This is a genomic window from Polaromonas sp. P4_F4, assembly GCF_056401355.1.
The window spans coordinates 34,918-54,679 of record NZ_JBFUJO010000015.1 but is presented as its reverse complement, the minus strand read 5'-3'; the positions used below and the strand labels follow the sequence as shown (position 1 = coordinate 54,679).

20 protein-coding genes are annotated in these 19,762 nt (G+C 61.6%); 13 read left to right on the top strand and 7 right to left on the bottom strand.

The features are described from left to right. The first annotated feature begins 39 nt into the window (after positions 1-39). From AC1DUR_RS16195 to AC1DUR_RS16165, 7 genes are all read left to right on the top strand, one after another. Positions 40-987 (top strand): choline ABC transporter substrate-binding protein, encoded by a 948-nt coding sequence (locus AC1DUR_RS16195; RefSeq protein WP_477719741.1) that lies wholly within the window; start codon positions 40-42, stop codon positions 985-987. Positions 988-1,252: 265 nt separating this feature from the next. Further along, entirely contained in the window at positions 1,253-2,455 is a 1,203-nt protein-coding gene (gene fdhA, locus AC1DUR_RS16190) for a formaldehyde dehydrogenase, glutathione-independent (protein ID WP_477719740.1), read from the top strand. 91 nt (positions 2,456-2,546) lie between these two features. Then, complete coding sequence (gene purU, locus AC1DUR_RS16185) at positions 2,547-3,407, top strand: formyltetrahydrofolate deformylase (protein ID WP_477719739.1); 861 nt, start codon at positions 2,547-2,549, stop codon at positions 3,405-3,407. Positions 3,408-3,430: 23 nt separating this feature from the next. Further along, entirely contained in the window at positions 3,431-4,891 is a 1,461-nt protein-coding gene (gene betB, locus AC1DUR_RS16180) for a betaine-aldehyde dehydrogenase (protein WP_477719738.1), read from the top strand. A 9-nt stretch (positions 4,892-4,900) separates the two neighbouring features. Then, positions 4,901-6,571, top strand: coding sequence for a choline dehydrogenase (gene betA, locus AC1DUR_RS16175; RefSeq protein WP_477719737.1), 1,671 nt, complete (start codon positions 4,901-4,903; stop codon positions 6,569-6,571). Between the two features lie 14 nt (positions 6,572-6,585). After that, a complete protein-coding gene (locus AC1DUR_RS16170) occupies positions 6,586-7,977 on the top strand; it encodes an L-serine ammonia-lyase (protein WP_477719736.1) in 1,392 nt (463 codons plus the stop codon). A 67-nt stretch (positions 7,978-8,044) separates the two neighbouring features. After that, positions 8,045-8,494, top strand: a complete 450-nt coding sequence (locus AC1DUR_RS16165; protein ID WP_477719735.1) for a dihydroneopterin aldolase — start codon at positions 8,045-8,047, stop codon at positions 8,492-8,494. A gap of 136 nt (positions 8,495-8,630) precedes the next feature. Here the strand turns inward: AC1DUR_RS16165 and AC1DUR_RS16160 are convergent, their stop codons facing one another. Continuing rightward, on the bottom strand, positions 8,631-9,965 hold the full coding sequence (locus AC1DUR_RS16160) for an aminotransferase-like domain-containing protein (RefSeq protein WP_477719734.1): 1,335 nt from the start codon (positions 9,963-9,965) through the stop codon (positions 8,631-8,633). 93 nt (positions 9,966-10,058) lie between these two features. Between AC1DUR_RS16160 and AC1DUR_RS16155 the strand changes: the two genes are divergently transcribed. Beyond that, on the top strand, positions 10,059-10,676 hold the full coding sequence (locus tag AC1DUR_RS16155) for a DJ-1/PfpI family protein (protein WP_477719733.1): 618 nt from the start codon (positions 10,059-10,061) through the stop codon (positions 10,674-10,676). 27 nt (positions 10,677-10,703) lie between these two features. Beyond that, complete coding sequence (locus tag AC1DUR_RS16150; protein ID WP_477719732.1) at positions 10,704-11,339, top strand: FMN-binding negative transcriptional regulator; 636 nt, start codon at positions 10,704-10,706, stop codon at positions 11,337-11,339. Positions 11,340-11,558: 219 nt separating this feature from the next. On the opposite strand, the gene AC1DUR_RS16145 is transcribed toward AC1DUR_RS16150, so the two are convergent. Beyond that, positions 11,559-12,416 (bottom strand): LysR family transcriptional regulator, encoded by an 858-nt coding sequence (locus AC1DUR_RS16145; protein WP_477719731.1) that lies wholly within the window; start codon positions 12,414-12,416, stop codon positions 11,559-11,561. 83 nt (positions 12,417-12,499) lie between these two features. Between AC1DUR_RS16145 and AC1DUR_RS16140 the strand changes: the two genes are divergently transcribed. Continuing rightward, on the top strand, positions 12,500-12,880 hold the full coding sequence (locus tag AC1DUR_RS16140; protein ID WP_477719730.1) for a tautomerase family protein: 381 nt from the start codon (positions 12,500-12,502) through the stop codon (positions 12,878-12,880). A 56-nt stretch (positions 12,881-12,936) separates the two neighbouring features. On the opposite strand, the gene AC1DUR_RS16135 is transcribed toward AC1DUR_RS16140, so the two are convergent. Continuing rightward, positions 12,937-13,401, bottom strand: coding sequence for a ferritin-like domain-containing protein (locus AC1DUR_RS16135; RefSeq protein ID WP_477717994.1), 465 nt, complete (start codon positions 13,399-13,401; stop codon positions 12,937-12,939). Positions 13,402-13,533: 132 nt separating this feature from the next. After that, complete coding sequence (locus AC1DUR_RS16130) at positions 13,534-13,935, bottom strand: cupin domain-containing protein (protein ID WP_477719729.1); 402 nt, start codon at positions 13,933-13,935, stop codon at positions 13,534-13,536. A gap of 353 nt (positions 13,936-14,288) precedes the next feature. Between AC1DUR_RS16130 and AC1DUR_RS16125 the strand changes: the two genes are divergently transcribed. Further along, the gene (locus tag AC1DUR_RS16125; protein WP_477719728.1) at positions 14,289-14,735 is read left to right on the top strand and encodes an SRPBCC family protein; all 447 of its coding nucleotides are present in this window, start codon (positions 14,289-14,291) and stop codon (positions 14,733-14,735) included. 380 nt (positions 14,736-15,115) lie between these two features. Here AC1DUR_RS16125 and AC1DUR_RS16120 read toward each other — a convergent pair whose 3' ends face one another. Together AC1DUR_RS16120 and AC1DUR_RS16115 are read right to left on the bottom strand one after the other, a co-directional pair. Beyond that, on the bottom strand, positions 15,116-15,928 hold the full coding sequence (locus AC1DUR_RS16120) for a class I SAM-dependent methyltransferase (RefSeq protein ID WP_477719727.1): 813 nt from the start codon (positions 15,926-15,928) through the stop codon (positions 15,116-15,118). A 380-nt stretch (positions 15,929-16,308) separates the two neighbouring features. Further along, positions 16,309-17,343 (bottom strand): saccharopine dehydrogenase family protein, encoded by a 1,035-nt coding sequence (locus AC1DUR_RS16115; protein WP_477719726.1) that lies wholly within the window; start codon positions 17,341-17,343, stop codon positions 16,309-16,311. A gap of 113 nt (positions 17,344-17,456) precedes the next feature. On the opposite strand from AC1DUR_RS16115, the gene AC1DUR_RS16110 reads away from it, so the two are divergent. Next, the gene (locus tag AC1DUR_RS16110; protein WP_477719725.1) at positions 17,457-18,068 is read left to right on the top strand and encodes a TetR/AcrR family transcriptional regulator; all 612 of its coding nucleotides are present in this window, start codon (positions 17,457-17,459) and stop codon (positions 18,066-18,068) included. 88 nt (positions 18,069-18,156) lie between these two features. Here AC1DUR_RS16110 and AC1DUR_RS16105 read toward each other — a convergent pair whose 3' ends face one another. Then, positions 18,157-18,342 carry a hypothetical protein gene (locus tag AC1DUR_RS16105; protein WP_477719724.1) on the bottom strand — a complete coding sequence of 62 codons (186 nt, stop codon included), beginning with the start codon at positions 18,340-18,342 and terminating at the stop codon, positions 18,157-18,159. A 216-nt stretch (positions 18,343-18,558) separates the two neighbouring features. On the opposite strand from AC1DUR_RS16105, the gene AC1DUR_RS16100 reads away from it, so the two are divergent. Beyond that, positions 18,559-19,758 (top strand): chromate transporter, encoded by a 1,200-nt coding sequence (locus tag AC1DUR_RS16100; protein WP_477719723.1) that lies wholly within the window; start codon positions 18,559-18,561, stop codon positions 19,756-19,758. Positions 19,759-19,762: the final 4 nt, after the last annotated feature.

The following is a 19,762-nucleotide window of genomic DNA, read 5'->3' as shown; positions in this document are numbered from 1 at the left end:
CGTCGCGCTGCGCAACCCCACGTTTACAAGGAACGGGTCATGAAATTGAAACTAGCCATTCTGGGTTTGACCTCAACGGTCCTCTCACTGTACGCGCCCCTCGCGAGCGCACAGGAGGCCGCTAGCTGTAAAACCGTGCGCTTCGCCGACGTAGGCTGGAGCGACATCGCTGCCACCACCGGTCTGGCATCTGTGGTGCTCGAAGGTCTGGGCTACAAACCCACCGTGACCATTGCCTCGGTACCCATCACGTTCGCAGGCATTAAATCCAAACAGATTGACGCCTTCCTGGGTTACTGGAACCCAAGCATGACACCCATGATGGAGCCCTTCGTCAAGGCCGGCCAAATCAAGGTGCTGGAGCAACCCAACCTGGTGGGTGCCAAGTACACCTTGGCCGTACCCGAATATTTGTACGACAAAGGTCTGAAGACTTTTACCGATATTGCCAAGTTCCAAAAAGAGCTTGATGGCAAGCTCTACGGCATCGAACCCGGTAACGATGGCAACGCGCTGATCCAGGGCATGATCACCAAGAATGAGTTTGGCCTGAAGGACTTCAAGATAGTCGAGTCGTCCGAGGCCGGCATGCTGGCAGAGGTGCAGCGCGCTGGACGCAGCAGCAAGCCCATTGTTTTCCTGGGCTGGGAGCCGCACCCGATGAACGTGCAAATGAAGATGCGTTATCTGGAAGGTGGCGACGCCGTTTTTGGTCCGAACTTTGGTGAAGCCAAGGTGTTCACCGCCGTGCCACCGGGCTATGAAGCGCGTTGCCCGAATGTGGCGGCATTGCTGAAAAACCTGCAGTTCAACACCACGATTGAAAACTCAGTGATGCTGGCCATTCTCGACAAGGGCAACCCCAACCAAGCGGCACGGGCCTACCTGAAGAAGAATCCGGCGCTGCTGGATGCCTGGCTCAAGGGCGTGAAAACCTTCTCGGGTAGCGACGGCTTGCCCGCCGTCACGGCAGCGCTCAAGAGCTGAGTCGTTTTACGCAAATTTCCCTCTCTCGGAGGCCAAGGTTCCGACCAGCCGCACACAGCTTGGCGCCATGGTTCGGCCCCGAGCGCCCGCGCAGTAGTGCTGACCTTTATCGGTGGCGCTGCCTGCCTCTGTGTACCTTTACCGCTCACCGTCCTTACCGTTCATGTATCCGCTGTAACACCACTCATGACAAAAGTGTCGTGCAAATTTCAATCTAAAACCACAGCCATACAAGCCATTTCACGCCAAACCAAGGAGATTCAAAATGTCAGCTAATCGCGGTGTCGTTTACCTGCGCCAGGGCCAGGTCGAAGTTCAGTCCATCCCGTTTCCCACACTGGTCAATCCAACGGGTAAAACAGCCGAACATGGCGTGATCCTGAAGGTGCTCACCACCAACATTTGCGGCTCCGACCAGCATATGGTGCGCGGCCGCACGACAGCGTCGGCCGGGCTGGTGCTGGGCCATGAAATCACCGGCGAGGTACTCGAAGTGGGCCGCGACGTCGAAACGCTCAAACGGGGCGACGTCGTTTCAGTTCCGTTCAATGTGGCATGCGGGCGCTGCCGCACCTGCAAAGAGCAGCACACCGGTGTCTGCCTGAGCGTCAACCCGTCGCGTGCGGGCGGGGCCTATGGATACGTCGATATGGGCGGCTGGATCGGCGGGCAAGCCGAGTATGTGATGGTGCCGTACGCTGACTTCAATTTGTTGAAATTTCCGGATCGCGCGCAGGCGATTGAAAAAATCCGCGACCTGACCTGCCTGTCCGACATCCTGCCCACCGGCTACCACGGTGCCGTGACGGCCGGGGTTGGCCCAGGCAGCACGGTGTATGTGGCGGGTGCCGGTCCGGTTGGCCTGGCCGCCGCCGCATCAGCAAGACTACTGGGGGCTGCTGTTGTCATCGTCGGTGACATCAATCCGGTGCGCCTCGAACATGCACGCAAGGTTGGTTTCGAGACGGTCGATTTGTCGAAGGATGCAACGCTGGCCGAACAGATTGCGCACATTCTGGGTACGCCGGAAGTCGACTGTGCCGTTGACGCGGTGGGCTTCGAGGCGCGTGGCCATGGCCACGCAGGCTCGCAGGTGGAAGCCCCGGCCACGGTGCTCAATTCATTGATGGAGGTCACGCGGGCAGCGGGCAAGATAGGCATTCCGGGCCTGTACGTCACGGAGGACCCTGGTGGCGTCGACAAGGCGGCAAAACACGGCTCACTCAGCATTCGCCTGGGTCTGGGCTGGGCCAAATCGCACAGTTTCTTTACCGGCCAGACGCCCGTCATGAAATACAACCGCGCGCTGATGCAAGCCATTCTGTGGGACCGTATCAAGATCGCCGATGTGGTGGGCGTGCAGGTGATATCGCTCGACGACGCGCCCTCTGGCTATGCCGAGTTCGACGCTGGCGCGCCGAAGAAATTCGTCATTGACCCGCATGGGCAACTGAAGAAGGCCGCCTAGCTTTCATGAATCAGAGGCGATGCCCCCGCATTGTGAAAACGTTATGCAGAATTCAAGCAAAAACCACAGCCCTTCAAACTCTTTCGCGCTCATGACGTCGGACCAAAACAACCATTACTGTTTGAATCTGGCCTGCGGCAGCGCCCGAGGGCAGGTCGCCGCCGTATCTGCATTGCTCGACCAGCATGGGGCATACATCGAACAGTTTTCGGTGTTTGACGACCATACGACCGAGCGATTTTTTGTACGTGGCGTTTTCAGCTTGCACAGCCCGGTGGAAGTCTTACGCAGCGCTTTTGCCGAATTGGCGCAAGGCTTCCCACAGGCGCAATGGCAGGTGCATGACCTGGCGCAGCCCACCCGCGTGCTGGTCATGGTGTCCAAGTTTGACCATTGCCTGCGCGAACTGATTGCACAGTGGCGACGTGGTGAATTGAAGATGGACATTGTTGCCATCGTCTCCAACCATGCCGATCTGGCGCCCTTGGCCGAGGCCGAGGGCCTGCCTTTTTACCACCTGCCCATCAGCGCCGAAACCAAGCCCGCGCAAGAAGAAAAACTACACCAGTTGATCGTGGATACCGGGGCCGAGTTCGTGGTGCTGGCCCGCTACATGCAGGTTTTGTCAGAGGCGCTGTGCCTGCAACTGCATGGCCGGGTTATCAATATCCACCATTCGTTTTTACCCGGCTTCAAAGGCGGCAAACCGTACCAGCAGGCCCACGACCGTGGCGTCAAGCTGATTGGTGCCACCGCCCACTTTGCCACCACCGACCTGGACGAAGGCCCGATCATCGAGCAGTCGCTCGAACGCGTAGACCACGCCGATACGCCGCAAAATCTGTCGCAGGCGGGCCGCCTGGTGGAAAGCCTGGTGTTATCGCGGGCCCTGCGCTTCGTACTGGAGCGGCGGGTATTTATCAACGGCATGAAAACCGTGGTGCTGCGTTGACCACCACCAAAAAATGAATCCCTATGCATGACACGCTGATCCCCGGCTTTGTCGATGGCCTGCCTGTGCAGGGCAGCGGCGAACGCTTCGACACCTTCAATCCCGCCACCGGCGCCGTGATCGCCGGGGTGCACGACTTCGCCGAGGCCGATGTGAACGCGGCCGTCGAGGCAGCGCAAACTGGTTTCAAAATCTGGTCCGCCATGACCGGTACCGAGCGTGGCCGCATCCTGCACCGTGCCGCGCAATTGCTGCGCGAGCGCAACGACGCGCTCGCCGCCATCGAAGTCCAAGACACCGGAAAACCCTGGCAAGAAGCCCAGGTGGTCGACGTCGCCAGCGGGGCCGATTGCATCGAATACTTTGCCGGCGCCGCTGCCACGCTGACGGGCACGCAGTACCCGCTGAAAAATGCCTTCGCCTATACCCGGCGCGAACCGCTGGGCGTGTGCGTGGGCATCGGTGCCTGGAACTATCCGATCCAGATCGCCTGCTGGAAATCAGCCCCGGCACTCGCCGCAGGCAACGCGATGATTTTCAAACCGTCGGAGCTCACGCCCATGACGGCGGTGAAGCTGGCCGAGATTTACCTGGAGGCAGGCGTGCCCCCCGGCGTGTTCAACGTGCTGCAAGGCCGCGGCACCACCGGCGCCCTGCTGGCAGCCCATCCGGGCGTCGCCAAGGTGTCGGTTACCGGCTCCATCCCCACCGGCAAACGCGTCATGGCCAGCGCCGCCAGCACGCTGAAACGGGTGACCATGGAACTGGGCGGCAAGTCGCCCTTGATCGTATTCGACGACGCCGACTTCGAGCAAGCCGTGACGGCGGCCATGATGGCCAACTTCTACACCCAGGGCGAGATCTGCACCAACGGCACGCGCGTGTTCGTGCAGCGCGGCATCGCCGACAAGTTTCTCGCCCGGCTCACAGAGCGCACCCTGCTGCTGCGGGTCGGCGACCCGACCGACCCGGCTACCGAAGTCGGGGCCCTGATTTCCGCCGCCCACCGCGACAAGGTGCTGGACTATGTGGCCAGCGGCATTGCAGACGGTGCCACGCTGGTCTGCGGCGGTACGGCGGTCGCGGTGGCAGGATGCGAAGGCGGTAACTTCGTGGCCCCCACCATCTTTGCCGACTGCAGCGACGGCATGCGCATCGTGCAAGAAGAGATTTTTGGCCCGGTGATGGCGCTGCTGGTATTTGACGAGGAGGCTGAGGTGATCCAACGCGCCAATGACACCCGCTTCGGCCTGGCTGCAGGCGTGTTCACCCGCGACGGTGCGCGCGGGCACCGCGTGGCGGCCAGCCTCAAGGCCGGTATATGCTGGATTAACAACTACAACATCACGCCCATTGAGATCCCGTTTGGCGGCGCAGGCGAATCCGGCATCGGCCATGAAAACAGCATGGTCGCGCTCGAACATTACACCCAACTCAAGACCGTTTACGTCGAGCTAGGCCAGGTGGCCTGCGGCTACCGGTAAGCCCGCACCATGACCACTGACTCTTTCGACTACATCATTGTGGGCGCCGGCTCCGCAGGTTGCGTGCTGGCCAACCGCCTGACCGAAGACCCCGAGGTCAAAGTGCTGCTGCTCGAAGCCGGCCCCGGCGACCGCAGTATCTTCATCCACATGCCCTCGGCGTTTGCCTATCCGCTGGCCAACGACAAATACAACTGGTACTACCACTCCGAGCCTGAGCCCTTCATGGACAACCGCTCCATGTACTGCCCGCGCGGCCGGGTGCTGGGCGGCTCGTCGTCCATCAACGGCATGGTCTACATCCGCGGCCACGCGCTCGACTACGACGGCTGGGCCTCGTACCAAGGCCTGGAAAACTGGTCGTACGCCGACTGCCTGCCCTACTTTCGCAAGGCCGAAACCCGGGCCAAGGGCGGCGACGCCTACCGGGGCGACAACGGCCCGCTGAAGGTATCCACCGGGGCTTGCCGCAACCCGCTCTACACTGCCTTCATCGAAGCCGGGCGACAGGCCGGCTACGCCTACACCGACGACATGAACGGCTACCGCCAGGAAGGCCTGGGGCCCATGGACATGACGGTGCACAAGGGCCGGCGCTGGAGCACCGCCATGGCCTACCTGCGCCCCGCCCTGAAACGGCCCAACCTGAGCGTGCGCACCCGCGCACTGGTGGCCCGGGTGGCGTTCGCGCCCGAAAGCAGCCCGCCGCGCGCCATCGGTGTGGAGGTCGTGAATGGCCACTGCACCGACCTGATCCGGGCCAACCATGAAGTCATTCTGTGCGGCGGCGCCATCAACTCGCCGCAATTGCTGCAGCTCTCCGGCGTGGGCAACCCCGATGAGCTGCGCCGCCTGGGCATTCGGGTGGTGGCGCCGCTGCGCGGCGTGGGTGAAAACCTGCAGGACCACCTGGAGACGTATGTGCAGTACGCCTGCAAGGAGCCCATCACCCTGTATGCGGCCATGAACCCGCTGGCCAAGGCCAGGATCGGATTGGAGTGGATGCTGTTGGGAACCGGCCTGGGTGCCACCAACCACTTTGAGTCCGGCGGCTTCATCCGCAGCGAAGCGGGCGTCAAACACCCCGATTTGCAATACCACTTCCTGCCGATGGCGATCAGCTACGACGGCAGCGCGCCGTCCAGCTTCCACGGCTTCCAGGCCCATGTGGGCCCGATGCGCCCGACCAGCCGGGGCTCTGTCAAGCTACGCACGGTCAGCCCCAAAGAGGCACCCCGCATCCTGTTCAACTACATGGCCACCGAGCAGGACCGCAAGGAAATGCGTGCCGGCATCCGCCTGACCCGCGAGATCTTTGAGCAACAAGCCTTTGACCGCTTCCGTGGCGACGCCGTCTCGCCCACCCAAGCAGTGCAGACCGATGCCGAGATCGACGCCCATATCCGCGAGCATGGGGAAAGTGCTTTGCATCCGTCGTGCACCTGCCGCATGGGCAACGACGAAATGGCGGTGACCGATGGCAACGGCCACGTGCATGGCGTAAGCGGCCTGCGCGTGGTGGACGCATCCATCATGCCCAACGTGGTCAGTGGCAACCTGAATGCGCCCACCATCATGTTGGCCGAAAAACTGGCCGACGCCATCCGCGGCAAGGCACCCTTGCCACACTCGGACGCCCCTTTCTTCGTGCACCCCCAGTACCAAAGCGCACAGCGCTAAACGAGACCCCCACCATGGCAGTCAGTGTTTTTGATATTTTCAAGATTGGTATCGGCCCGAGCAGCTCGCATACCGTGGGTCCCATGCGGGCGGCGCGCCTGTTCACCGACCGCCTGGTCCACCAGGGGCTGCTGGCGTCCTGCGCACGTATCGAAGTCAAGTTGTACGGCTCCCTGGGCTCGACGGGCAAAGGCCATGGCACCGACAAAGCCGTGCTGCTGGGGCTGGAAGGACATGACCCCGAAAACGTCGATGTAGAAGCCATTCCAGCACTGCTGGAGGCGATTCGCGCCACCGGCCAGCTACGGGTAGCAGGCCAGCACGCGGTGCAATTCAAGGAAAAAGACCACCTGGCGTTTTACCGTCGCGAGACTCTGCCCTTTCACCCCAACGGCATGCGCTGCATCGCGTATGACGCAGCGGGCGCAGAGCTGCTGAACCGCTGCTACTACTCGGTGGGTGGTGGCTTTGTGGTCAGCGACGAAGTGGCGGCCGATGGGAGCAAGCAAAAAGTACTGGCGCCAGACGTCACCGTGCTGCCTTACCCCTTCCACAGCGGCGATGAGCTGATGCAGCAATGCAAAACCGCGGGCATCTCGATTGCCGAACTCATGCGCCGCAATGAACGGCATTGGCGCAGCGATGCCGACATCGACGCGGGCCTGCACAAAATCTGGGCCGTGATGCAAGCCTGCGTGGAGCGCGGCTGCCGCACCCAGGGCGTATTGCCCGGTGGTTTCAAAATCAAGCGTCGCGCGGCCGACCTGCACCACAAACTCCGCTCCAATCCGGAGGCCGCCCTGCGTGATCCGCTGCAGGTTTTGGACTGGGTCAACCTCTACGCCTTGGCGGTGAACGAAGAAAATGCCGCAGGGGGACGTGTCGTCACGGCGCCAACCAATGGTGCAGCGGGTATCGTGCCGGCCGTGCTGCACTATTACGTACGCTTTGTCGCCACGTCCACGCCCAGCGGCGTGATCGACTTCCTGCTGACCGCCGCCGCCATTGGCATGCTGTACAAGGAAAATGCCTCGATCTCGGGGGCCGAAGTCGGCTGCCAGGGCGAGGTCGGCGTGGCTTGCTCCATGGCGGCAGCGGCATTGTGTGCCGTCATGGGGGGTACCCCGGAGCAAGTGGAAAACGCGGCCGAAATTGGCATGGAGCACCACCTGGGGCTGACCTGCGACCCGGTCGGCGGGCTGGTTCAGATACCTTGCATTGAACGCAACGCGATTGCCTCGGTCAAGGCCATCAATGCCGCCCGTATGGCCTTGCATGGCGACGGCACGCATCATGTGAGCCTGGACAAAGTCATCAAGACCATGCGCGAAACCGGTGCCGACATGATGACCAAGTACAAGGAGACCGCGCGCGGTGGCCTGGCGGTCAACATCGTTGAATGTTAGTGTTTAAACGACATCGGTCGCAACGTTTTGCGCACCGCCTCGATCAAATGCGTGAGTTGAACGGCTGATGACGCTTCACTCCAAATGGACGATCCGCGTCCAGTCGCTCCGGACACGGTTGCGCGTCGGCATTTACGAGCATGAACGTGAATCGCAGCCGGTTCTGGTGAGCTTGTGCATCAGCGGACTGGCCGAGACATTCCCCTCTACGTTGGCTCAATGTTTCGACTACGAGCCGATCTGCCGATGGGTACTCGACGAGTGGCCGCTGAGCGCACATACGCCTTTGCTGGAAACGCGCCTGAACGAATTGGTGAATCACGTGTTTTCCGACAAACGGATCACGGATGTATGGGTCGGTTTGTACAAAACGCAACCCGTCCCTCAGGCCCAGTTTGTGGGACTGGAACGTGATATCACGCGCCTTCAATTCGAGGAACAGCAGCGCATGTATCGAGCTGCTGGCTCTTTCGACCCGGCCGTAACTTTGCAAACCGACCTGCAGCACGGGCACTAATCCAAGGCAAGCTCAGTAAACATAGGACTTCCAAGCTGCTCGCTCCATGCCCGACGTTGCCATCGGCAGGTTGGGTATCGGCCATGTGGTGCCGATTTTTCGAGGATTGCTGCACCCGCAACCAGATGCCTGGGCCTCAATAGGTTTGGTCATCGATCACGCGCCTGACCTTCTCCAGCGCCTCTCGGAGCGTGTCCAGCTCGACGGATCCCAATGCCAATCGGATTGCATGCGGCACTTGGGCGGACGTTGCGAAAGGTTCAGCCGTTGACACCGAGATCCGTTCGCGCATGAGCGCCATCACCACCTGGTCGGCACGGACCTCTTCCGCCAGGGGGAGCCAGACGAAATAGGACGCGGGATGGCTAACGCGAGGCATTCTGACGAGGATGTCGTTGGCGATCGCTTGCCGGATCGTTGCATCCCGGCGCTTCTCCGATTCGAGGCGGGTGACGGTGCCGTCGTCGAGCCAAGCGCATGCGATCGCCGTCATCACGCCGGGCGTATTCCAAATGGTGGCCCTGATCGCTCGCTCGATCCTGGGCACCCATTCAGCCGGTGCGGCGATGAATCCAACGCGCAGCCCTGTTGCTACGCTCTTGGAAAATCCCGAGACGTAGACAGTCGTCTCGGGGGCAAGCGCAGCCAAAGGGGCGGGGGGATCTTCAGCAAGAAAGGCATAAGCCGCATCTTCGATGATGAGCAGGCCGTGCCGACGGGCGATCGAAACCAATTGCCGCCGCCGGCTTGCACTCATCACCCACCCCAGCGGGTTATTCAGCGTCGGCATCACATAGATGGCCCGCACCCGTCGCCTCGTGCACAACCGCTCCAGCGCGTCCAGATCAGGGCCGTGTCCGGCCGCCGGGATGGGCGCCAGCTCCAGGCGATGCGCTTCAGCCAGCAGCTTGAACCCCGGATAGGTCAGTGCGTCGGTCGCAACCACGTCACCTGGCTGCAGCAGCGCCATGACGGTCGTTGCCAAGCCATGCTGGGCCCCATTGACGATCATCACCTGGTCCGCAGTCACCGTTAGACCCCGGCATGCGAGATGGCGAGCCACTGTCGCCCGCTCGTGCTGGCGCCCTCCATGGGGTTGGTAACGCAACAGGGCTTCCAGGTCCCCAGAAGCGGCGAGCTGGCGCAAGGCCACTCGCAGCAACTCGGCCTGGCCCGGCAGCGACGGATAGTTGAAGTTCAGATCCACCATGTCCGCTGCAACGACATGCTGGTCAATGCCCAGGCCGCGAGGAAGCAAGGCCTCTCTGACAAAGGTGCCGCGGCCAGTCTCACCGCTGACCAGTCCCATGGCCTCGAGTTCCGCATAGACGCGGGTCGCGGTAACCAGGGCAAGGCCCTCTTGGGCAGCGAGCTGCCGGTGGGTTGGCAAGCGCGTACCCGGCGGCAGGCGACCTGCGCGAATTTCAGCGGCGAGCGCGTCGACCAACTGCTTGTAGCGGGCGTGGGCCATGCATCAATGTATCCATGACAATAATTTGATTGTATTGCGAGTTGGTCCTACGATGCCATATCGCAACCCACCTTGCCAGGAGCAGACGACACCATGCACATCGCCATCCTCACCTTTGAAGGCTTCAACGAACTCGACTCACTCATCGCACTCGGCATCCTCAACCGTGTAAAGAAGCCGAGCTGGCGCGTCTCGATCGCCAGCCCTGCTGTGAGGGTCCGTTCGATGAACGGCGTGGTGCTCGAAGCGCAGGCATCCCTTCGAGACGCCGCTGAGGCCGATGCAGTGATCGTCGGAAGTGGCATGCAGACAAGGGAGGTCGTCGCCGACGCGGCGTTGATGGCGCAATTGAAGCTCGACCCATCACGACAGCTGCTGGGCGCGCAGTGCTCCGGCACACTCGTGTTGGCCAAACTGGGGCTGCTTGACGGCGTCCCGGCGTGTACGGATCTGACGACAAAACCCTGGGTCGAAGAAGCCGGCATCGCCGTGCTGAACCAGCCTTTCGTTGCCAGGGGTAACGTCGCCACTGCAGGTGGGTGCCTGGCGTCGCAGTATCTGGCCATTTGGGTCATTGCCCGTTTGGTGGGCCTCGAAGCGGCCCAGAGCGCGATGCACTACGTCGCACCCGTGGGAGAAAAGGAAGACTACGTCTCGCGCGCGATGCAGCATATCAGGCCGTACTTGCAAGGAGCGGTTGTGGCCGCGTGAGATTGGTTACAAGCTTTCGGAGCCAGCATGTACGTCCCAAGCCACTTTGAGGAATCGCAACCAGAAGCCTTGCACGGCTTTATCGTCGAACACCCGTTGGGGGTACTCGTCACCCACGACAGGGATGGGTTGGACGCCAACCACCTACCGTTCGAGCTGGACGCCAATGGTGGGAAACACGGGATTTTGCGAGCGCATGTGGCACGCAACAACCCGGTCTGGCAGTCGATTGGCAACGGGGCTGAAGTGCTCGTGGTGTTTCGCGCGGAAGAGGCTTACATCTCACCAAACTGGTACCCCAGCAAGCAGGAGACACACCAGCAAGTGCCGACGTGGAACTACAGGGTCGTGCACGCTCATGGACGGATCACCATACACGACGAAGAAAAGTACGTTCGTGGTGTCGTCGCCCGACTGACACGCAGGCACGAGGCTGGTCAACCGACACCCTGGAAGATGGGCGATGCGCCGCAGGACTACATCGACACGATGTTGCAGGCCATCGTGGGCATTGATATCGAGATCACCCGTCTGGTCGGCAAATTCAAATTGAGTCAGAACCGGGCAGCATGTGACCGAGTCAGTGCCGGCGAGGCCTTGATCAGGCAGGGAGACATCGCGGTGGGACGAGCGATGCTGGACGCCAAGCCATCACCAGCATGACCGCCCCGGAGTGCGGCGGCCTTGCCTCTGTGACATTGGGCGTCCGCTTGGGGTCGACTGCCGACATAGGGCTACCAAAAATACTCGCTCCATACCCGACGTTGACATCGGCGGGTTGGGTGTCGGCAATGTGGCGTCGATTTCGATGGTTTCTGCACCCGCATCCGGCCACCTCATCTTCTTTCACCAGCTGTGTGGCTTATCCTGTGTGGCTCATCGTTAGCCTCGCACCGCGCTCCTGAAGGCAGCCGAAAGCGCGGCAAGCGCATCGCGCGACCGGCCGTCCTTGACCCTTGAGTGAAGCAGAACTGGCAAGCGCGGCAAATCGGGAAGCCCGAGCTTGGGGCCCACGTCAACTGCGCCAAATGGCAGCATGCGCGGAGCCAATGCAGCAACGCCCAGCCCGGCCATGACGGCCGCAGCGACCGCCGCAACGCCGCCGCCGACGAAAATTTCTGTCCAGGGCACGCCTGCCGCATCGAGAAACTGCCCGGCCATCACACGCACGCCGCAGGGCTCGGCAAGCGTGGCAAGCGGCAGGGGCTCGCCCGCGCGATGCTGCCAGCCTGGCGCTGCGAACCAGCCGAATTTTTCTTCGGTAAGAATTTCCCCGTCGCTGCGCCCGACATGCAGGCGGACGATCACCGTGTCGAGTTCCCGCCGGTCGAAGCTTTGAAGCAGGTCGCCCGATGATCCGATCCGGATTTCGATCAACAGCTGCGGGTCTTGCGCGTTCATGCGCGCGATCAACGCGGGGAGCTCCGGCCCCGCAACATGGTCGCTGATGCCGATGGTGAGGCGCTGCCGCGCTCCGGCAAATACGGCGAGCGCGCGCTCATGTACTTCCAGGAGCTCGCGGGCGTGTTCGAGGAAGGCTGCGCCCTGCGCCGAAAGCTCCACGTACCGGGGCGTCCGCTCGACGAGCCGGCAGCCGAGCCTGTCTTCGAGCCGCTTGAGCTTCAAGCTGACCGCGGCCTGCGTCGTCCGCATGGCTTCAGCCGCGCGCGTGAAGCTGCCAAGCTCGGCGATGCGGATGAAAGCCGCGACGGCATCCAGGTCGAGGGGGCGTTCTATCATATTCAAACGTTATTATTGATATAAATATCAATAGCATATCGAAATATATAACATGCAGCCAGCACAACATGGAAAGGCCCCCAATGCCGCTGCTTCACATCTCACTACACGCCGGAAAGCCGGAAGCCTACCGCCAGGCGATCTTCGACAGCCTTTACCGCGCGATGCGCGAAACGTTCAACGTGCCCGAAGACGACCAGTTCATGACCATCACGGAGCATGACGCTGCGAACTTCCGCTACGGCACGTCTTATCTTGGCGTCGCCCGGAGCGACGATCTCGTGTTTATCCAGATCACCGCCAACAACACCCGCACCGTGGATCAGAAGAAGGCGCTGTTCCGGCGGATCGCGGAGCTGCTCGGCGACAGCCCCGGTATCCGGTCGGAAGACGTGTTCGTGAGCCTTATCGAGGTCGCGAAAGAGAATTGGTCCCTCGGCCACGGCCTCGCGCAATACGCTTGAGGCGATCGCGTTGAACGCGGCCGCAGTTTGCGGGCTGCTGGTCGCTTTCGTTCCCGTCAACCTTGGGGTTGGGCGAACGCCGCGGCATGTCCCGGCTTGCGCAGCATCTTGTCCACGTCCCCGGCATGCAGCTCTTCCAGTTGGATCATCTGGCGAGCGTATTCTTCCAGCGCGACGGAGCGATGCTCCACCAGTGTCAATAGCTCGCGGTACAGCTTCAAGGCACCCATCTCGGCTTCCAGTGACTCGCGCAGGATCGCGGCGATATCAAAGGTGTGGCTGTCCAGCAGCTTGCCGATCGCAAGCGACGGATAGGCGCCGAGCGTGGTGATCCATTCCCCGGCCTGCTGGGCATGCAACAGCGATTCAGTGGCCTGTTCGCGCAACCAGGCAACAACCGGAATACGGCCGAACCCGAACACCAGAAATGAGTAGTGGGTGTAGCGGACGACGCCGGCGAGCTCGGCCTCAAGTATCCGGTTCAGCACGCCAACGACCTGGTCTTTTTCAATCTCCGACATGACTCGTCCCTCCTAAAGCTCTTTCAACACGGATGGGAAATTCAACCATCTCAGGCGAAGTATCGACACGATCCAGACGCTCGCGGCCCAGGATCGGTCTGCGCGAAGCGAGCCAAATTCAGAGCTGAAGCTTCATGGATCATTGATGGTTTCGTGTTCAGCGGGAATGAGGATCTCGAGGAGCTCGCAGTCGTCCGACCAGCCGACGACCGTGTGGCGGATGCCGGGTGGCTGGACCCAGCACGACCCGGCGACCAGCCGCTGTGGTCCGATGCCCTCGAAGTCTGTCTGGAACCAGCCCTTCAGACAGTAGACCAGCTGGAAGTGCACATTGTGGTGATGTCGCACGCTGAGTTCGGTGCGGAACGGCGCGATCATGCGGATCACATGTGCCTTAGCCAATCCATTGGTCGCAGCCGCGACGCCCAGATCGCGATAAGCCGAGTAGTCCCGCAGGCCACCGGTCTTGAAGTCGGCCTCGTTGTGGTGGCTGATGACAAAGCGCTGCGGCGCCTCGGGAGAAGGACGTTCCATCTGATTCTCCGAAAAGATCGTCAGACCGCAATTTAACCTCCGAATTCAGAGTGACGCAAGCGCACGGTGGCGCCTGCGTCGTCAGGCTGTCAGCCGACACTGGTACGGGGGGCTGACAGCAGCGGAGATCCGAGGTTGTCGCCCTTCGACGAGCGGCGCAACCATCTCGCGATGATCGCTGCACCCGTACCCGGCCAGGAGCCGACATTCGAGCAGGTGGCAGAATACGGCCAATACCGGTCCTTCCTTCTGGCCTCAGAATCAGGAGCCGGCATCGCTCGGTGTCGATTTTCCGCAAGCTCATTCGTCGTGTCAGTTGAGGGTCATCCTCTGCACTTCAGGAGAACACAACCATGGCTACCAACACCGTCCGTCTGCACCGCGTGCTGCGCACCTCACCGGACCGGCTCTACCGTTCCTTCGTCGAACCAAGCGCTTTCGAGCGCTGGCTGCCACCATTCGGATTTACCGGCCAAGTCCACAGCATGGAGCCCGTGGTCGGGGGCGCTTGGCGCATGTCCTTCACTAACTTTGGTACCGGCCACAGCCACTCGTTCGGCGGGAAGTACCTGGAACTTGTCCCCGGCCAGCGCATTGCATACGATGCGAAGTTCGACGACCCCAACCTGCCGGGCACTATGAAGACCACCGTGACGCTGACCCCAGTTTCCTGTGGCACCGAAATGTCCGTCGTGCAGGAAGGCATCCCCGATGTGATTCCTACCGAAATGTGCTACTTGGGCTGGCAGGAGTCGCTTCTTGCGCTGGCCCAGTTGGTCGAGCCGAATATTCCGGGTTGAAGAGTCCGCTTTTGGTCGACGTAAAAAACTGACCTTCGATAGCCGGGTCCGCTAAACCTCATCCCCATGTTGAATTCAACAGGATTCACCTCCGAAATCATTCCAACGCGACTGTTCGAAAGGTTTTGAAGATGGGCGACCGGCTACACAGTCGGCCAGTTCCAGTCGCTGGCCACAGGCGGCCTTCTGGCATCTCACCAGGCCATAGTTGCCGCGATGAAGCACGTGCGTCGGCTGCATGCTCGAGAACACCAGCTCGGGGGAATCTCGTCTTGGCGGGCTGCTTTCTGGTGCGCGCGGGCAAAGGCGCACCGCGCCTCAGATGCCCGCGCTTATCGCCAATGCTTGTCGGTCTTGCAACAGCCTTGCACCGGACTCCGCTATCGCGCCGCTACGATCACATGCGCCTGAATTTTGCCGACCACCGGGCCTTCGCCATGGCGGCTGGCGATCGCCTCCGTCGCGCGGTCCGTAGCGAGCTGAAGCAAGCTGGCGTCGCGCGCCTCGATTTCGTTGCGCAGCGGCGTTCCCTGGCAATAGGCGGTGGCGGCGTCGCGTGCCGAGGGCGCGCGACTCACCTTCTCACGCGTCTCGATCTCGATGTCGGCGAACCCTGCGCGTCTCAATTCCTCGCGGATCAGTGCGATATCGTGATAGCCGTGCGGCGTGCGGGCGAGGAATCGCGGCGGGTCGTGCGGAAACACCGTAGCGACGGCGTTGGTGACGTCGTCGGCAAAGGCGTTCTCTTCGATGCGGTCCCAGACACTGAAGACAAAGCGCCCGCCTGGCCTCAGCACGCGACGCGCCTCGGCGTAGCCGGCGACCCGATCAGGGAAAAACATCGCGCCGAACTGGCAGCACACGACGTCGAACGAGGCATCTTCGAACGGCAGGTCGAGCGCGTCGGCCTGCCGCCATTCGATGCGGCTATCGCCCCCCTGCCGGGTGGCGGCATAGTCGAGCATGGGCTGGTTGAGGTCGGTCACCACGTAGCGCGCGTCGGGCTTAAGTTTTGGCGCAAGCGCCCGCGTGACCACGCCGCTGCCGGCCGCCGTCTCAAGCACCGAGCCGGGCAAGGAGGCAGCGACAAGCTCCGCCATGTCGGCGGCATAGGCCCCGAAGATCAGGGGGACCATCAGCGTGTCGTAGAACTTCGGGATCGAGCCCGCAAACACTTTGTCGCTCTCAGCCATAAGACCCCCTTGAAAGCTCGAAATGGCGCCTGTGCCCACCCATTCCAGAGCGGGCCAGGCCTCTCCAACGAGTCCGCCGCCTGGTTGGGCATTGGCTACGATGCGCTATTGTGGCCACGCATGCCAGCCTCGTCAACGGCGTCCTGCGGTCTTCTCCATCATGCTTGTCGACTCCTTTGCCGGACATTCCCGCCTGCGTAAGGCGCCTCGGGCGCATTCAGCCCATGGATTCCGAGCGAATGGCTGCTTGACGGGCGTCGAACGAATGCTTTCGTCTCGATTCACCACGCTTCGCCGTCATCAACGCTCATCGGCTTGCAAGCTCAGCCTCAGCCCTCTCCTGCATCACTCCTCAGGATTTCAGAGGGCTCGAAGAAAACTCATCGTATTTCCAATGAGAGATGCTCAGGACAGAGCGACGCCAGGAAGTCCCGCGCGTCAAATGCCTCTCCAGCGGTAAAGACGCCGGCTGTTTTGACCTGGCCGCTGACGACTCGCGCCATCGCCTCCACGACGAGGGGAGCGCTGAACGCATAAATGTCTCGCCCGCTGGCAACTGCCCGGCGCTCCTCGCCTCCCCGGCGCACAAGCACTTCAACCAGAAAAGTTTGTGATGATCGGCCGCTTTCGTCGCTTGCCGTCGGCGCCAGCTGATTCGGATCGGTCAGGTCCTTGACTGCTGCGACCGTCATGTACGAGCGAATCTCGGGCGTCTTCAGGTGACGCGAGATCGTCACGGTGTCCGCCATGGTGAATTCTGCGATGACCGGCTGCTTTCCCACCGGCGCGGGAAACGTCCAGTCAACGACTGGCGCCGCCCCCGTGACATACGTTAATTTTCCGTTCGCGAAAACAACCCGGCGGCCGTCCCGACGCTGCTTCGAAACTTGCCCCGCGACCAATGTCCCGGGCGTCGGCCTCCAGCTGTCAAGTCCATAGGCGATGGAAATTTCATCCGCCGACGTCCAGTCGCCCATCGCCGCGGTCGCCAACAGATCACCCAGCCCCCCGTAGAACGCCATGGCGTGCACAACCACAATGCCTCCTTCGCGTGCGCGATCAGCGAACAGCTCGAAGGTGTCAATGTTGGCTTCTATTTCCGCCGCGACGTCCAGGTAGGAAATCCGGGCACGCAATGCGGCTTCGATCAGGGGTGCGGAGGTGCTGGCAAAGGGGCCGGCACAGTTGATGACCGCCACGGCCCCTATCAGCGCACGATCGAGCGAGGCAGGCTCATCGACCGATGCGGGCCGCACCTCGAGCCCGGGGTGTTCCGCCCCGACGGCGCTCAGCTTCCCGGGATCGCGTCCGGAGAGGATGGGCGTCCAGCCACGCCTGCGCAACTCCGAGACTACGAACCGCCCGGTGTGCCCATAGGCGCCATACACGGTCACAGCTTGTTTTTTTGATGTCATCACGGAATCCCTTTCTATGGAGAGCCATCCGCCGCAAGACGCTACAGATCTGTACTCTTTTAATGAGTGTAGAGTACAGATCTGTAGCGTGTCAAGGGTATAGAGGAAATGCAATGAAAAAGCGTACGGCGCAGACCACCAAAGTGAGTGATGAGCAGGGTGTCCTGAGCGTGCGGGAACGCCTCCTTGAGACCGCGGCGACGCTGTTTTACCAGGAAGGCGTCAGAGCCGTCGGCGTCGATCTTGTGGTCGAACGATCCGGCGTCGCCAAGACCAGCCTCTACCGGCACTTCGCCACCAAGGACGATCTCGTGGTTGCATTTCTCGAGCGCGAGGACGCCGAGTATTGGAGTGACTGGGAAAGTGCTGCGGCGCAAGGCAAGGATGATGCCGAAGCGGAACTTCAGGCGCTTCTGCGCTGGATCGCCGAGCATATCGCCGGGCCGAAGTACCGCGGCTGCCCGTTTCTCAATGTGGCGACCGAGTTCCCGGCCCCAGCCCATCCCGCCCGCGCAGTCGCCAGAAGGAACAAGGTGGAACTGCATCGCCGTCTCGGCGTGCTGGCCAGGAAAATGGGGGCTCGCAAGCCTGACGAGCTGGCCGACCAGCTTGTGCTTCTCATCGATGGTGCATACATGAACGGTGATCTTCTCGGCAAGAAGGGGCCGGCGCACTCGTTCGTGGCGGCGGGAATGGCTTTGATCCTCGCTGCTCCACGTCGCTGATGTTCGAGGCAACAACCGAACGCACCGAACAGCCGCAATGGGCCCGTTGTTGACCACCATGAACGACTGCTGACTGGCAAGTCAACCATTAAAACTCAACATCCAGAAAGCCGCCATCGGCTTTTCTCGGGTGACCGAACCGTCCACGGGCGCGCAGGGTCGCCATGTACAAGGTTTCTTTGGCTTTGTCCTTGGCTGCCGGATCCTTGAACGTCACCTTCCATTCCTTGCCCTTCTTGCGCTTCGGATTCGACAGGGGGGTTTCAATTGACATAGAATTTGACTTAGCGGGGACTTGAGCGGTCTCCCCGTCTGCCAAGGGTGCCTTCCGGTGCCCCAAGTACTGCTCCTGATGATGGGTTACCACGCCCAATTAGGAGCTTCACTTGGTCTTTTGCTTTTTCCTTCTTTTTTGCACTGCGCACCTGGCGCACAAGCGTATCTCGGCGCTTGCGGGTTCGCACGCCCGCTCTCTGCGGAGGGCCCGGCCATGACCCAGGCTCTCGAAACCCCAGCCGCAGCGGCGGCTGCCTCGCCGAGCTATACCCTGTGGCAAATGGTGACTTACATGCTGCGTCTTGGGACCATCGGCTTCGGCGGTCCCGTTGCTCTGGTCGGCTACATGTACCGCGACCTGGTCGAGCAGCGCCACTGGATCTCGGAGGCTGAGTACAAGGAAGGCATTGCGCTGGCCCAGCTGATGCCCGGTCCTTTGGCCGCGCAGCTGGCCATTTACCTCGGCTACGTCCACTACAGCCTTGTCGGTGCCACGCTGGTGGGCCTGGCTTTTGTCCTGCCGTCCTTCATCATGGTCGTGGCGCTGGGCGCGGCCTACACGGCTTACGGCGGTATCGGCTGGATGCAGGCGGTGTTCTATGGGGTCGGTGCCTCGGTGATCGGCATCATCGCGCTGAGTTCGTACAAGCTCACCACCAAAAGCGTTGGCAAGGACAAGCTGCTCTGGGTTATCTACCTGGTCAGCGCAGCCGTCACCATCATCACGCACTCCGAAGTCATTTGGGTGTTCCTGGGCGCCGGCTTGCTGGTCTGGGCGGCGCGCGGTCCACTCAAGCGTGCTGGAGGTCGCTTGAATGGAATTGCCTTCGCGGCCGTTCCTTTGGCTGGCTCCCTGGCAAGCGATAGCGTCGACTGGCACAAGCTCGGGCAGATCGCTAAATTCTTCGCGTATGCGGGGTCGTTTGTCTTCGGCAGCGGCCTGGCGATCGTGCCCTTCCTCTACGGCGGAGTGGTCCAGGAATACGGCTGGCTGACGGACCGCCAGTTTGTCGATGCCGTGGCGGTGGCCATGATCACCCCAGGGCCGGTCGTTATCACCACGGGCTTTATTGGCTACCTGACCAGCGGATTCTGGGGCGCTGTGGTAGCGGCCCTTGCGACCTTTGTCCCTTGCTACCTGCTGACCGTGATCCCCGCGCCTTATTTCAAAAAACACGGCAAGCACCCCGGCATCGTCGCCTTCGTTGACGGCGTCACAGCCGCAGCCATCGGGGCCATTGCCGGCGCTGTGATCGTGCTGGGCCAGCGGTCGATCACCGACGTGGTGACGGCGGCGCTCGCCCTGGGCACGGCCGCCATTCTCTGGCGCTTCAAGAAACTGCCCGAACCCGTCGTTGTGCTGGTGGCCGCATTCGCCGGCCTGGCGCTCTATCCCCTCATGATGAACCAATAGGAAA